This is a genomic window from Sphingobacterium daejeonense (genome assembly GCF_901472535.1).
GTDB lineage: Bacteria > Bacteroidota > Bacteroidia > Sphingobacteriales > Sphingobacteriaceae > Sphingobacterium > Sphingobacterium daejeonense.
In genome coordinates this window covers 2,651,679-2,664,077 of sequence record NZ_LR590470.1, presented here as the reverse complement: position 1 = coordinate 2,664,077, position 12,399 = coordinate 2,651,679, and the positions used below count along the sequence as shown (strand labels likewise).

The following is a 12,399-nucleotide window of genomic DNA, read 5'->3' as shown; positions in this document are numbered from 1 at the left end:
AATGGCCTTTAAGCATGAAATAATGGTTAAATTGTATCCTACAAAAAAAGGTTAAATATGGAAAGAATAGTCTCTTTAGGACATACAGATTTACAGATAGTTCCATTGATTTTCGGAGGAAATGTTTTCGGATGGACATTGGATGAAAAGGAATCTTTCAAAATAATGGATTCTTTCATGTCCTTTGGTTTTAACGCCATTGATACATCAAACAATTACTCGCATTGGGTTGAAGGAAATAAAGGTGGTGAATCTGAAATAATTATTGGCAAATGGTTTAAGGAGAATGGAAATCGTGATAAAGTTGTGCTGATGACCAAAGTTGGAGGAAGATTTGGCTATAATAGTAAACCCAATACACAGGGTGCTTATATAAAAGAACAAGTAGAACTTTCCTTACGTCGACTTCAGACAGATTATATCGATTTATATCAAACACACTATGATGATCAAATCACGCCTGTTGAAGAAACATTAAGGGCATATGAGGAATTGATTAAAGAAGGTAAAGTGAGATATATAGGTGCTTCTAATATGAGTACCGATAGATTGATTGAAAGCTTAGAGACAGCTTCAAAATTGAATTTGCCTCATTATGTTTCTTTACAACCCGAATATAATCTTTATGATAGGGAAAAATATGAACGGGAATATGAGCAAACCGTTAGACAATTTGGTTTGGCGGTAATTCCTTATTATTCATTAGCGAGTGGTTTTTTGTCTGGAAAGTACCTTAATGATGATGATTTTTCTAAATCTGCAAGGGGAGAGGGCATCCAAAAGAAATACTGGAATGAGAAAGGGCAAAGAATAGTTTCGGCTTTAAATGAAGTTGCCTCTGCCTATCGTACATCCTCTTCCTCAGTTGCACTTGCATGGTTATTATCACAAGATACTATTACCGCGCCAATTGCTAGTGCAACGAAGGAAGCCCACTTGCAAGGTTTTGTTTCCGCATTGCAATTAAGATTAGGTGAAGATGCTTTAACAAAACTAAATGAGGCCAGTAAGTATTAATTATAGTATAGCATTAATTAAACATAAATATATAATAAAATGAAAACAGATATCGGAATCAAAGATCAAGACAGCAAAGTTGTTGCAGGAGTATTGAATAAGTTATTGGCAGATGAGAATGTGCTTTATACCAAAGCTAGGAATGCGCACTGGAATGTTGAGGGGCCAGATTTTCATGCGCAGCATTTGTTTTTTGAGAGTTTATATTCTGAACTTGCAGAAATCATTGATGAGGTTGCTGAACGAGTTCGTTCAATTGGACATTATGCGGTTGGGTCAATGAAGGAATTTTTAGAACTTACCCAATTAACGGAGACCAAATATAAAAAGAATGACAGTCAAGGTTTTATATCTGAATTGTTAAATGATTACGAGAGCTTGATTATTTCATTACGCGAAGATATAAAAACAGCAGAGGATAGTAATGATGCTGGTACCGAAGATTTCTTGGTAGGTCTATTAGAAAAACATGAAAAAACTGCTTGGATGTTGAGAGCTCATTTAAAGTAGAATTAATTTTATTGATTAAGCAATTTCAAAGCCTTGAAAATATTTTTTCAAGGCTTTTTCATTGAGTTTTAGAATTTACTTGAATATTTTCGTAGTTTTTTGCGAAGATTAACTATTTTCAAAAAATTATTTTGAATCACAACTCATGATGGACGAATTAATAGAATACCTTGGCAAACAGGAGGCCGTTGTTGCTGCATTATGTGCTGGATTATTTACCTGGGGAGTTACTGCCTTAGGTGCATCGAGTGTTTTTCTATTTAAGGGTGTAAATAAAAAGCTGCTGAATGGGATGTTGGGGTTTACAGGTGGAGTAATGATTGCTGCCAGTTTTTGGTCTCTTTTAGCTCCTGCCATTGAGATGAGTGCTGGTGAAGGATTTGAAAAAGTGATGCCATCAGCTATTGGTTTTGTACTTGGTGCTCTATTTATTTTTGGACTGGACAAATTGATGCCGCATTTGCATTTGAATTTTTTAAAGACTGAGGGTCCTAAATCATCATTACATAGAACGACTTTATTGACTATAGCTATTGCTTTGCATAATATTCCTGAGGGCTTAGCGGTGGGAGTTTTGTTTGGTGGTGCTGCTTCTGGTATTCCTGAGGCTAGTATTACAGGTGCAGTATTGTTGGCAATGGGTATAGGTTTACAGAACTTTCCTGAAGGAATTGCAGTGTCGATGCCATTGCGAAGGATGGGGTTATCTAGATGGAAAAGTTTTCAATATGGTCAATTATCGGCTATCGTAGAGCCAATATTTGCTGTTCTTGGGGCATTTGCAGTTGGCTTTTTTATGCCAATCCTTCCTTATGCATTGTCGTTTGCGGCTGGAGCGATGCTTTTTGTTGTTATTGAAGAAGTAATTCCTGAAACTCAACAAGAAGAACATTCTGATATTCCAATATTGGGTTTTGTTTTAGGTTTTGTAGTGATGATGATGTTGGATGTGGCTTTAGGATAAATATAAAGAAATAAAAAAAGCCGACTTTAAGTCGGCTTTTTGAATTATGAATTGTTGTGATTAGTTCAATGATTCGATTCTTTTTTCTAATTCTGCTGATTTAGCTTCGTCATTCATGAAATCGTAGTAGTTTTTAAGATTTTTCAACGCATCAATATTTTTAGCGTCTAATTCTACAGCTTTTTCTAAATAAGGAACTGCTCTTGCAATTCTTCCTTTGATTTCTTCAACTTTCTTGTTGTAGTCAGCTGCAGGAACTGATTTATCTTCATTCAATTTCATCAATTCATCACGACCAGAGTTCATAATAACTACAGCTGCATTTGTGTTTGCTTCTAAGTAGTTAGGGTCGATTTCAACTGCTTTTTGGTATGATGCTAATGCTTTTTCTGGATTTCCAGCAGCACCATAGGCAAGACCTAAATAATAGTGTAGACTTTTATTTTGTGGGTCTTTAGCTAATTGAGCTTCAATATCTGAAACGATTTTTGCTTCATTACCAGTAATCAGGTTCAGTTCGATGTTTTGTACAACTGCATCATTGTCACCTGGATAAGCAGCCACAGCTTCGGCAGCAGCAGCAATTGCAGAAGTAGTATCACCTTTTTGAAGATATAGTTTCGGAAGGTCTACCATAATTGTTTTATGGCTAGAGTATTCTTTCACCGGTACTAATTCTTTATACTTTTCGATTGCTTTATCGAATTCTTTGTTCTGCACGGCAGCAAGTCCCGAATAGAATGTCAAAGTTGTATCACCTGGAAGATATACCAATGCATCTGAGAAATCTGCGTACGCTGTTTTATAATCTTGTTTATCCCAAGCAGCTACACCTTGATTGAATTTGAATTGACCTAAAGTCTGACCAGCAACAGTAATGTTTTCAGCGTTCTTTTTGTCTGTATCTAATTCAGTAGATTTTTTGATACCTTCTTGAGCTTTAGCCGCATGATCTGCGCTTTTGTCTAAATTTGCTAGGTTAGAATATACCAGAGCATAGTAAGTCCATGCTTCAGGATCATCTTTGGTTTTGTCGTGAACCACCGCTGCATCAATTAATTCTTGTGCAGTTGTTAGGTTGGACTTACCTAATTCAGCAGTACCTGCCCCCTTTAGTTCTTCAAACTTTACAATGGCAGCTTTTGCTTTTTTCACATTGCCCGACTGTGCAAATAGGGCAGTAGAACTGGTTGCAAAAAGCAATCCTACAAATAATATTGATTTTTTAAAATTCATATCTATTTATTGTTTGTTTAATTTGTTAATTGATTCAGGAGTAAATTTACTCTGTCCAATTGAGTTTCATCTTCTGTTTTTTGATAAAATAAAGCTAATGATTTCAAAGCATTGATTTCATAAGGTTTTATCTCATTTGCTTTTAATAAGAAATTTTGAGCATTATATTGCGATTCCTGATTTTCTGAGTCTTTCAGAAATGCATTCAAGTTAATCAGTCCCAACGCTAGATTTGATTCATAATTATTAGGATCTAATTCCAATACTTTTGAATAATAAGATTTCGCTATTTCTATATTATTTGCATTTTCATTAGCATAGCCTGCAAGATAGTTCAACTCGATGTTTTCGGGTTCTAATTTAATGGCTTGTTCAATGATCGGTACGATGGCGTCGAAAGCTTCATTTTTTGCATATTTGTCAATCAAGAGAAACAATAATGATTTGTCTTCTGGAAATTTTGTTCTTCCTTCTTCTAAAGTTGACAAAGCTTGTTGTTTTTCATCTAATTGGTCGTATAAGTTTGCCAATTCGATATACTGCTGAGCTGACATGTTTCCACCTTCATGAATTTTGCCATAATACTCAATAGCATCTTGAGGTTTTCCGGCTTTTGTTGCTAATAAGGCTAGGTTATAAGTAACATCTCCACTTTTAGCATCCAAAGCATCAACCTTGCTGAAATCCGCGAATGCTGCATCGAATTTCTGTTCTTGAAGAGATTTATTAGCACGATGGATTAAGGCAGCTGCAAGATTTTGGTTGATATAATTTATCTCACCAGCATATCCTGCACGATCTTTTTGGTCGATTTTATCAAGTGTTTGATAGGTTAAATCGATTGGATCTGCATTTAATTTGATAGTTCTGGCAGAATCAGCATATGCTAATGAGCTCAAAACCATACCTCTTAATACATTCACGCGTGTTTTAGAAGAGTCACGTCTTGTTTTATAGATGTTATCAATTTGTTTTCTAGCATTATCTAGATTTTTGATATCACCAGTCTGTGTATATAATGCAAAAGCATTGCTCGCTTCTTTGTAAGCTGACTGAGCAAAAGCACCATTTGCACTTAAAAGTAACATTGCTCCTAAAGCACTTGCAATAAAACTATTCTTGTTCTTCATTCTCCGTGTTAGCTGAATCATTTTCTGTTGAGTTTTCAGTGCCTTCCGCACCTTCAACTTCTAATTCTTCTTCTTCGTCTTGTCTATCAACTTTAGTTACAGATGCGATTTCATCGTTTCCTTTTAGCGTGATTAATTTTACACCTTGAGTAGCACGACCCATCACACGTAAACTTTCAACTCCAATACGAATAACTATACCTGATTTATTGATAATCATCAGGTCATTTTCGTCTGTTACGCCCTTGATAGCTACTAAATCACCAGTTTTATCGGTAATATTTAAGGTTTTTACTCCTTTACCACCACGGTTAGTGATTCTGTAGTCATCTATATCAGTTCGTTTTCCGTATCCTTTTTCCGAAACTACCAATACAGTTGTCTCTTGATTATCAACACTAATCATGCCAACAACCTCATCTTTTTCGCTTGCTAGGGTAATTCCACGCACACCAGTGGCAGTTCTTCCCATTGGTCTTACGGTTGATTCATTAAATCGAATCGCACGACCTGAACGAAGAGCCATTACGATCTCACTAGAACCATTTGTTAGGGTAGCTTCTAATAATTGATCGCCTTCATTAATATTGATTGCGTTGATACCATTGGCTCTTGGTCTAGAATAAGCTTCAAGTGAAGTTTTCTTAATTGTACCTTTCTTGGTACACATGATAATGAAATTATTTTCAAGGTATTCTTGATCTTTAAGGTTAGTTACCTTAATATATGCCTTGATTTTTTCATCTTTCGGGATATTGATGATATTTTGAAGGGCCCTTCCTTTCGAAGTTCGGCTACCTTCTGGGATTTCAAATGCCCTCAACCAGAAACATCTTCCAGCTTCTGTGAATAATAACAGATAATTATGTGCTGATGCAGTGATGATATGTTCTGTAAAATCTTCATCACGAGTAGTAGAACCTATAGCTCCTTTACCACCACGTCCTTGAACACGATACTCGGTTAAAGGAGTACGTTTTACATAGCTATTATGAGATATAGTAATTACGACTTCTTCATCATCAATGAAGTCTTCCATACGAAGATCTTCAGCAGAGTGTACAATCTGAGAACGTCTTTCATCGCCATATTTTTCTTTAACTTCGATGAGTTCATCTTTTATGATCTTAAAACGAAGGCCTTCATCAGCAAGTACTTCTTTTAAGTAGTCGATTGTTTTCATTAACTCAGCATATTCTTCTTTGATCTTGTCTCTTTCCAGACCAGTTAACCTTCTAAGGGTCATGTCTAGAATAGCTCTTGCCTGAATATCAGTTAATCCAAAACGTTCCATTAATCCAACGCGAGCATCCTCTGGAGTATCGGAATTACGGATTAGTTGTATGACTTCATCTAAGTGATCTAATGCAATGAGATATCCTTCTAAAATATGTGCTCTTTTTTCAGCTTCAGCAAGTTCGAATTTTGTTCTTCTGATAACCACATCATGTCTATGTTCAACGAACTCATGGATCATATCCTTTAAGTTCATCATTTGTGGTCTACCTTTTACAAGAGCAATATTGTTTACTGAAAAAGATGTTTGAAGGGCAGTATGTTTATATAAATTATTAAGGACAACGTTTGCATTTGCATCACGTTTAATTTCGTAGATAATTCTGATGTCTTTTGAAGATTCATCTCTAATTTCAGATATACCTTCGATTTTCTTTTCTTGTACTAAATCGGCAGTTCTTTTGATCATGTCCGATTTATTTACTTGATAAGGTATTTCTGTAACTACGATTATTTCTTTTCCAGATTTTGTAGTTTCGATTTCGGCTTTAGCACGCATAACAATACGTCCACGTCCAGTTTCGAAAGCTTCTTTTACTCCATTATAACCATATATTAATGCTCCTGTAGGGAAGTCTGGTCCTTTAACATGGGTCATTAATTCAGAGATTTCGATATCTCTATTGTCAATGTATGCTATTGTGCCATCGATTACTTCGCTCAAATTATGTGGCGCCATGTTGGTCGCCATACCTACAGCAATACCTGATGTACCATTCACTAATAGGTTAGGGATACGAGTTGGTAATACGGTTGGTTCCTCAAGGGAGTCATCAAAGTTTAATTGGAAGTCAACAGTGTCTTTATTAATGTCTGCCAACATTTCCTCAGCAATTTTTCTGAGTCGAGCTTCAGTATAACGCATTGCTGCTGGTGGGTCACCATCAATTGAACCATAGTTACCTTGTCCATCGACAAGGGGATAGCGTAATGACCAAGTTTGGGCCATACGAACCATGGTATCATATACTGATGAGTCACCATGTGGGTGATACTTACCGAGTACATCTCCAACAATACGAGCAGATTTTTTATAGGGTTTTCCACTCGTCACCCCAAGGTCTAGCATACCGTACAATACACGTCTGTGTACTGGTTTAAGGCCATCACGTGCGTCTGGTAGGGCACGAGACACGATTACCGACATCGAATAATCGATGTATGCGGCTTTCATTTGGTCTTCGATATTGATGGGGATAATCCTGTTTTCAGCAGGAACTAAATTGTTTTCGTTTTCTGTTTCTTCAGCCATTATATTTTGGTTTCAATCAATATAATATTTGTCATGTCTATAAAAGACACATAACAGGCGAAGATACATAAATTTTTACGTTTTTGGTACGACTTTCAGGATTAAAGATATCCACAATAGAGGCGGTTTGTTAATATTTTTTAAGAAGTAATTTGTTGATGGAAGTGGTTGTCTATAATAGCAATATGTCAGCAAATGTCTTTTTAATTTAAGATATTTTAAACAAACATGGATTTTGTTTTAAAAATTTTCAAAAATATTTTACCTTTGGACATTCAAATTTAGGTCAAACGATTGATTAATTGTTAACCATCTAATTTTTAACAAATTATACTAGTCTAATGAAACATAATTTCGGTGCAGGCCCATGTATTCTACCAAAAGAGGTTTTTGAAGAAGCTTCAAGAGCAGTAATTGACTTTAATGGTACAGGTTTATCTATATTGGAAATTTCGCACCGTTCCAAGGAGTTCGAAGAAGTAATTGCTGAGACAGAGAGTTTAGTTCGTGAATTGCTGAATGTTCCTGCTGGATATTCGGTTCTTTTCCTTCAAGGAGGAGCTAGCCAACAATTTGCTATGGTTCCTATGAACCTATTGCCTGAAGGAGGCTTTGCTTCTTATTTGGATACAGGTGTTTGGGCGACTAAAGCAGCAAAAGAAGCCAAAAAATCGGCCAGATTGATATTGTTGCATCATCCAGTGATCAAAATTATTCCTACATTCCAAAGGATTTCGCTATCCCTGCGGATTCAAGCTATTTTCATTATACTTCTAACAATACCATTTATGGTACTGAAGTTTTTCATAAACCAAATACATCGGTTCCTACAGTAGTAGATATGTCTTCGGACATTTTAAGCCGGACGATTGATGTTTCTGAATTTGATTTAATCTACGCTGGAGCACAAAAAAATATGGGCCCAGCTGGGGTAACTCTAGTTGTAATTAAAGATGAGTTATTTGGAAAGTCAAGAAAAACAATTCCTACGATTTTTGATTATGAATCTCATGCAAAAGCAGGGTCAATGTACAATACGCCGCCTGTATTTTCAATCTATGTTTCTATGTTGAATCTACGTTGGTTGAAAGCGAAAGGTGGGATAGAAGTTATCGAGCAAGAGAATATTATTAAAGCTCGTACTTTATATGATGAAATCGACCGTAACCCATTCTTTAAAGGCACTGCTGCTGTTGAAGATCGCTCGAGAATGAATGTTACGTTTGTCATGGACACACCAGAATTAGAAGCAGAATTTTTAGCATTAGCTAAAGAGCGTAATTTAATTGGAATTAAAGGCCATCGTTCTGTTGGTGGGTTTAGAGCTTCTATTTACAATGCTTTATCAATCTCTTCGATCAATGCTTTAATTGATACGATGAGAGAATTTGAAGAAAGAAAGAAATAATTATTTATGAAAATTTTAGCTAACGATGGGATCGATCCTATCGGTAAAAAAATATTAGAAGATGCGGGATTTGTTGTTGATACTGTACATATCCCACAGGACGAATTGATCAATAGATTGAATGACTATGATGCAGTAACAGTTCGTAGCGCGACTAAACTTCGTCAACCTTTAATTGATGCTTGTCCAAATATTAAGGTAATAGGACGTGGTGGTGTAGGTATGGATAATATCGATGTGGACTATGCACGTTCAAAAGGCATAGCTGTTGTTAATACGCCTGCAGCATCTTCACATTCAGTTGCGGAGCTTGTTTTCGCTCATTTATTAAATGGTGTAAGGTTCTTGTATGATTCTAACCGCAAAATGCCTGTTGAAGGACAGACCAATTTTGGAAGTTTGAAAAAAGCCTACGGTGCTGGATCAGAACTTCAAGGAAAAGTATTGGGCGTTGTTGGCTTTGGCCGTATTGGTCGTGAGACAGCAAAAATTGGATTGGGTTTAGGTATGACCGTCATCTATTCAGATTTATTCGAAGGTCCAAATTCATTGACTTTGAATTTTGCTGGAGATGTTTCTGTCAATGTACCTATTGAGCAAGTTGATTTAGAGACGCTTTTCAAACAATCTGATTTTATTTCGTTACATGTTCCATTTACCGACAAGCCGGTTATTGGGAAGGAAGAATTTGCTTTACTGAAAGATGGTGTAGGATTAGTGAATGCTTCTAGAGGTGGAGTTATTGATGAATTGGGTTTGGTTGAAGCTCTGAATTCTGGTAAAGTTTCATTTGCTGGGCTTGATGTTTTCGATGACGAACCTACTCCAAGAGCTGAAATCTTACAGCATCCGAAGATTTCTTTAACACCACATATTGGTGCTGCTACAAATGAAGCGCAAGAAAGAATTGGTGATGAGCTCGCACAATTGCTTATTGAAAACCTGAAGAAGTAATTCTTCCGCATAAAAATCTATGCGGCACAAAAGCTTTTATTTGCATTTGTGCCGCTTTTTTTTGGTTAAAACACTTATATTCACACCCTCGTAAAAAACAAATAGTTTATAAATAGATATGAAAATTCTCAAATTCGGTGGAACATCCGTAGGAAGTGCTGAACGTATCCAAAGTTTGACGGATATCGTTAATCCCGCAGAGCGACAAATTGTTGTGCTTTCAGCAGTGGCTGGAACAACTAATGCATTAGTTGAAATCTCTAAGGCTTTTTTAAATGGTAAGAAGGATGAAGCCAAGGAATTAATTAAAGATCACAAGAATAAATACGAAGCTTTAATCAAGGACCTCTTCAGCACAGAGAATGGATATAAGCAGGGTAAGGAATTAATTGATTATCATTTTAACTTTATAGCTTCGTTTTCAAATGACTTATTCACTCAGATTGAAGAAAAGAATATTCTTGCTCAGGGAGAATTGATGTCGACGACATTATGGCATTTGTATCTTGCTGAAAAAGGTGTTGAATCGGTTTTGTTACCTGCTTTAGATTTCATGAAGATTGATGAGGACAATGAACCTGTTGTGCCTTTTATCAAAGAGAAACTCGAGTCTCTATTGGCAGAATACCCTGAAAACTCCCTTTTTATTACTCAAGGATTTATCTGTAGAAATTCATTTGGTGAAATCGACAATTTAAGAAGAGGTGGATCGGATTATACTGCTTCATTAATTGGTGCTGCTATCCAGGCTGATGAGATTCAGATTTGGACAGATATTGATGGAATGCATAATAACGATCCACGAATCGTTAAGAATACAACTCCAATTGCAGAGCTAAGTTTTGATGAGGCGGCCGAACTTGCCTACTTTGGAGCAAAGATTTTGCATCCTCAGAGTGTTTTTCCAGCACAAAGGTATAATGTTCCAGTTAGGTTATTAAATACCATGGATCCAAAGGCTTTTGGAACTTTGATTTCTCAAAATGGAGCAAAAAAAGGAGCTATCAGAGCAGTAGCAGCTAAAGATGATATTACTGCAATTCATATTCATTCATCAAGGATGTTATTAGCATATGGTTTCTTGAGAAAGATATTTGAAATATTTGAACGCTATAAAACTCCAATAGATATGATTACCACTTCGGAGGTGGCTGTATCCTTGACAATCGATGATACTAAAAACTTGGAAGATATCATCCGTGAAGTTGAAGATTTTGGTAAAGTAAGTGTGGATAAAAACCAGACAATTATATGTGTAGTAGGAGACTTTGGTGCAAATACTCACGGCTATGCTGCTAGGGTCTTAGACTCAGTGAAACACTTGCCATTAAGAATGGTTTCTTACGGTGGCTCAGATTATAATGTATCGATGCTTTTAGACTCTGACTATAAAGTTGAAGCTTTAAGATCATTGCACAATAGAATTTTTTAGAAGAATAATGAACATACATAAAATTGACTTAAACCGACTAAAGGAGTTTGAAACACCTTTTTATTATTATGATCTGGATCTATTGGATGAAACTTTATCAAGGGCTAAGGCATCTGCAGATAAACGAGGGTTTCATGTTCATTATGCGCTGAAAGCAAATTTTAATGAAAGAGTTTTGAATTTAATTCAATCAAAAGGATTTGGGGCAGATTGTGTAAGTGGAAATGAGGTTCAAAAATCCATTGATTCCGGTTTTCCCGCAAGCCAAATTACATTCGCGGGAGTTGGGAAGTCTGATAAAGAGATTGAATTGGCATTAAACCATCAAATCTTTGCTTTCAATGTTGAATCTATCCAGGAATTATTGGTTATTAATGAGTTGGCTGGGAAAAACAATGTAAAGGCTCAGGTTTCATTACGTATAAATCCAAATGTTGATGCTCATACACATCATTATATAACAACTGGGCTTGATGAGAACAAATTTGGAGTTCCTAATTCGGAACTAGAGAAAGCGGCTTCTGTATTAAGGGAGTGTGAAAATCTAGAACTATTGGGTTTACATTTTCACGTTGGATCTCAGATTACGGATATCAATGTATTCAAGAGCTTATGTGTTAAGGTAAATGAATGGAAGAGTTGGTTTGAAGAAAGAGGTACTACGATCAAGGTATTGAATGTAGGGGGAGGATTAGGAGTAGATTATCATAATCCTGATGGTAATCCTATTGCAGATTTTGAGGCTTATTTTGAAGTATTTGACAAGTTTTTGGAAAGGACCCCTCAGCAGGAAGTTCATTTTGAATTAGGAAGAGCATTGGTTGCTCAATCTGGTAGCCTTATAAGCAAAGTTTTATATACCAAAAGTGGGGTTAAAAAGAATTTCTTGATATTGGATGCTGGGATGACCGAATTAATGCGTCCTGCATTGTACCAGGCTTATCATAAGATTGAGAAGTTGGGTTCAACAGAGATAGAGGAAGAGGTAAATTATGATGTAGTCGGTCCGATTTGTGAAAGTTCTGATTGTTTTGGTAAAGAAGTAGAATTACCAATTTCAGAAAGAGGGGATTTAATAGCAATTAGAACGGCTGGAGCTTATGGAGAGGTTATGGCTTCTAGATATAATCTTCGTGAAGAAATCAGATTTGTCTACTCGGATGAAGTTTAATAAAGTTTCTAAATGCAAATAAGCAAAAG

9 protein-coding genes and 1 pseudogene are annotated in these 12,399 nt (G+C 36.1%); 7 read left to right on the top strand and 3 right to left on the bottom strand.

Features of this window, described 5'->3' with window-relative positions:
- Positions 1-57 precede the first annotated feature (57 nt).
- The 3 genes from FGL31_RS12915 (at position 58) to FGL31_RS12905 (ending at position 2,491) form a co-directional block, all read left to right on the top strand.
- A complete protein-coding gene (locus tag FGL31_RS12915) occupies positions 58-1,017 on the top strand; it encodes an aldo/keto reductase (RefSeq protein WP_138092003.1) in 960 nt (319 codons plus the stop codon).
- Between the two features lie 39 nt (positions 1,018-1,056).
- Positions 1,057-1,527, top strand: a complete 471-nt coding sequence (locus FGL31_RS12910; protein ID WP_138092000.1) for a Dps family protein — start codon at positions 1,057-1,059, stop codon at positions 1,525-1,527.
- A 145-nt stretch (positions 1,528-1,672) separates the two neighbouring features.
- Positions 1,673-2,491: a ZIP family metal transporter gene (locus tag FGL31_RS12905; protein ID WP_099370984.1), complete on the top strand. Its 819-nt coding sequence runs from the start codon at positions 1,673-1,675 to the stop codon at positions 2,489-2,491.
- 60 nt (positions 2,492-2,551) lie between these two features.
- Here FGL31_RS12905 and FGL31_RS12900 read toward each other — a convergent pair whose 3' ends face one another.
- From FGL31_RS12900 to gyrA, 3 genes are read right to left on the bottom strand one after another with little or no spacing between them, the layout of a single operon-like run.
- On the bottom strand, positions 2,552-3,727 hold the full coding sequence (locus FGL31_RS12900) for a tetratricopeptide repeat protein (protein WP_138091997.1): 1,176 nt from the start codon (positions 3,725-3,727) through the stop codon (positions 2,552-2,554).
- Between the two features lie 17 nt (positions 3,728-3,744).
- Positions 3,745-4,857 carry a tetratricopeptide repeat protein gene (locus tag FGL31_RS12895; RefSeq protein WP_232046722.1) on the bottom strand — a complete coding sequence of 371 codons (1,113 nt, stop codon included), beginning with the start codon at positions 4,855-4,857 and terminating at the stop codon, positions 3,745-3,747.
- Positions 4,841-7,405, bottom strand: coding sequence for a DNA gyrase subunit A (gene gyrA / locus FGL31_RS12890; protein WP_099370982.1), 2,565 nt, complete (start codon positions 7,403-7,405; stop codon positions 4,841-4,843). Before gyrA ends, FGL31_RS12895 begins: the two co-directional genes overlap by 17 nt.
- Positions 7,406-7,746: 341 nt before the next feature.
- Between gyrA and serC the strand changes: the two are divergent.
- The 4 genes and pseudogenes from serC (at position 7,747) to lysA (ending at position 12,370) form a co-directional block, all read left to right on the top strand.
- Positions 7,747-8,813 (top strand): annotated as a pseudogene (gene serC, locus FGL31_RS12885) (3-phosphoserine/phosphohydroxythreonine transaminase).
- A 6-nt stretch (positions 8,814-8,819) separates the two neighbouring features.
- Positions 8,820-9,767, top strand: a complete 948-nt coding sequence (locus FGL31_RS12880) for a D-2-hydroxyacid dehydrogenase (protein ID WP_138091994.1) — start codon at positions 8,820-8,822, stop codon at positions 9,765-9,767.
- A 118-nt stretch (positions 9,768-9,885) separates the two neighbouring features.
- The gene (locus FGL31_RS12875) at positions 9,886-11,199 is read left to right on the top strand and encodes an aspartate kinase (protein ID WP_138091991.1); all 1,314 of its coding nucleotides are present in this window, start codon (positions 9,886-9,888) and stop codon (positions 11,197-11,199) included.
- 7 nt (positions 11,200-11,206) lie between these two features.
- On the top strand, positions 11,207-12,370 hold the full coding sequence (gene lysA, locus FGL31_RS12870) for a diaminopimelate decarboxylase (RefSeq protein ID WP_138091988.1): 1,164 nt from the start codon (positions 11,207-11,209) through the stop codon (positions 12,368-12,370).
- Positions 12,371-12,399: the final 29 nt, after the last annotated feature.

Excerpts from the sequence above, each read along its gene's own strand:
- FGL31_RS12905 (WP_099370984.1), top strand. The coding sequence starts at position 1,673 with ATGATGGACGAATTAATAGAATACCTTGGCAAACAGGAGGCCGTTGTT.
- gyrA (WP_099370982.1), bottom strand. The coding sequence starts at position 7,405 with ATGGCTGAAGAAACAGAAAACGAAAACAATTTAGTTCCTGCTGAAAAC.
- FGL31_RS12880 (WP_138091994.1), top strand. The coding sequence starts at position 8,820 with ATGAAAATTTTAGCTAACGATGGGATCGATCCTATCGGTAAAAAAATA.
- FGL31_RS12915 (WP_138092003.1), top strand. The coding sequence starts at position 58 with ATGGAAAGAATAGTCTCTTTAGGACATACAGATTTACAGATAGTTCCA.
- lysA (WP_138091988.1), top strand. The coding sequence starts at position 11,207 with ATGAACATACATAAAATTGACTTAAACCGACTAAAGGAGTTTGAAACA.
- FGL31_RS12900 (WP_138091997.1), bottom strand. The coding sequence starts at position 3,727 with ATGAATTTTAAAAAATCAATATTATTTGTAGGATTGCTTTTTGCAACC.
- FGL31_RS12895 (WP_232046722.1), bottom strand. The coding sequence starts at position 4,857 with ATGAAGAACAAGAATAGTTTTATTGCAAGTGCTTTAGGAGCAATGTTA.
- FGL31_RS12910 (WP_138092000.1), top strand. The coding sequence starts at position 1,057 with ATGAAAACAGATATCGGAATCAAAGATCAAGACAGCAAAGTTGTTGCA.
- FGL31_RS12875 (WP_138091991.1), top strand. The coding sequence starts at position 9,886 with ATGAAAATTCTCAAATTCGGTGGAACATCCGTAGGAAGTGCTGAACGT.